Genomic DNA, 1,800 nt, shown 5'->3' on the forward strand with positions numbered 1-1,800 from the left:
GGCCGCGATAGGCGCGGCCACAACCGACGGAGACACCGCCATGACCTACGACCTTCCTCTCGACGACGCCTACGAACCCTACCACGCCTCCTCGCCGACCGACCGAGTCATCCTCGAACTGCAGATGTGCGGCCATCGCCCGCATCAGGACGAACCTGATCCTCGGCCACTTCCCGACGACGAAGTGATCCGGGCCGGCCTCGCCGGGATCGTCGAGACTTTGGCGACACCAGGCTCGAACCCGATCTCGACGACCTGCTCTGGTCCTTTGCAAACGTCTTCCACCGTGCCGCCGAGCGTGTCGCCCGCAGCCTCGACCGCAATGAGGAGGCGCAGCGTTCGAGCCAGCAGGAGCAGGACGGYTCCGAGGTGAAGTCGGTCGAGCTGGARCGGCTCACKGCCGARGGCATCACCTATATCGAGCGCCGCAACGTGCTCGAAATCATGCGCGATGAGGCCGCCGAYCTCKACGAGGCACAAACCGGATCGGCATGGCGKCCGCGCACCGGCTCCAAGGTCAGCCACCAGGCGATSACCGCTGCGGTGATCGACWSCCGCGACTTCCTCGCCGCCCGYCGCCRYGCCGAAACCGAGGTGCTCGTYCCRGCCGGCACCAAGATCGCCTTCGCCGGCGGCCTCGACTGCAATGATCACGACCGGATCTGGGACGCGCTCGACAGGGCTCGCGAGAACATCCCGACATGGTCCTGCTCCACGGSGGCAGCCCGCGCGGCGCYGAGCGSATCGCMGCCTGCTGGGCMGAGAACCGGAAGGTCACCCAGATCGCCTTCAGGCTCCGGCATCACCGACAACCTTGCCGACAAGGCCCGTCGGCTGGGCATYCCCGTCTGGCGGTTCGCGGAGGGCGGCGCGTGAGCGCCGTTTTCTTGCAAATCCAGAAAATCCAGATAATATGGAGACTGATCAAGGAGTCCAGCCATGCGCCAGTTCACGACGGGGGATCTCAACAAGCAGGTCGGCGACGTCACCGACGTTGCCAGCCGCGAACCCGTTATTCTCACCAAGCACCGGAAACCCCGGTTCGTGCTGATGAGCTACGAGCACTACGAACGGATGCGCATCGGCGGCGATCCCCGCCGTGCATACCATGTCTCCGACATGCCGGAGGAACACACGGAACTCTTCGCCGCCGAGATCGACCGCTTGGCGCGGGGGGAAGGATACGATGATGAGCGGTAGATTTCTGCCTGGTCAGGTGATCTCCTACCCGTATCTTTGGGCATGGCAACACGAGCGCGGCGAAACGGAAGGCCGCAAGAGCCGGCCGACCTGCGTGGTCATCGCTGTCCGCGGCGCAAGAGATGGCCTGACCCATCTCGCGCTCCTGGCGATAACCACTCAGCCACCGACCAGCGATCGGATCGGTTTGGAAGTCTCCGCTATCGAGTGTAGGCGCGCCGGTCTGACCGATCTCAAACGCTGCTGGATCGTGGTTGACGAATACAACTACGATATTGCCGAACGCTCCTGGTACATCGAAGCCGACGGCAAGCCCCTCGGTCGGTTCAGCAAAAGGCATTCATGATGAAGATCGCAGGCGCCTTTATCGAAGCGCGCAGCGAGGGCCGCCGCGTCAGCCGTCTGGATTGACGTTCTCTTTTCGGCGCCATGCGCTCGATCCAGGACKTGAGCCTCTGGCTGGCCGACAAAGACAACTAGCTCCAAGCGCGAAGCGCCACTAGCCAGATGCGCGTAGCGCCTCCGGCAGCGGCAAGGTCCGGGCGCGCCGGCCTGCGGCCGGCCGGGCTCTAGTCGCGGCGTCCCGCCGCTCCCCGAGCC

1 protein-coding gene and 2 pseudogenes are annotated in these 1,800 nt (G+C 64.9%); all 3 read left to right on the forward strand.

Annotation, left to right across the window (positions count from 1 at the left end; translation table 11 throughout):
* The first annotated feature begins 40 nt into the window (after nt 1–40).
* The 3 genes and pseudogenes from AC1DZP_RS36040 to AC1DZP_RS36050 all read left to right on the forward strand — a co-directional run bounded on the left by AC1DZP_RS36040 (nt 41) and on the right by AC1DZP_RS36050 (nt 1,611).
* Nucleotides 41–876: pseudogene (locus AC1DZP_RS36040) on the forward strand (DUF2493 domain-containing protein).
* Nucleotides 877–939: 63 nt separating this feature from the next.
* Complete coding sequence (locus tag AC1DZP_RS36045) at nt 940–1,200, forward strand: type II toxin-antitoxin system prevent-host-death family antitoxin (protein WP_477309103.1); 261 nt, start codon at nt 940–942, stop codon at nt 1,198–1,200.
* Nucleotides 1,190–1,611 (forward strand): annotated as a pseudogene (locus AC1DZP_RS36050) (hypothetical protein). Before AC1DZP_RS36045 ends, AC1DZP_RS36050 begins: the two are co-directional and overlap by 11 nt.
* The last annotated feature ends 189 nt before the right edge of the window (nt 1,612–1,800 follow it).

The organism is Mesorhizobium sp. P2_F8 (assembly GCF_056403655.1).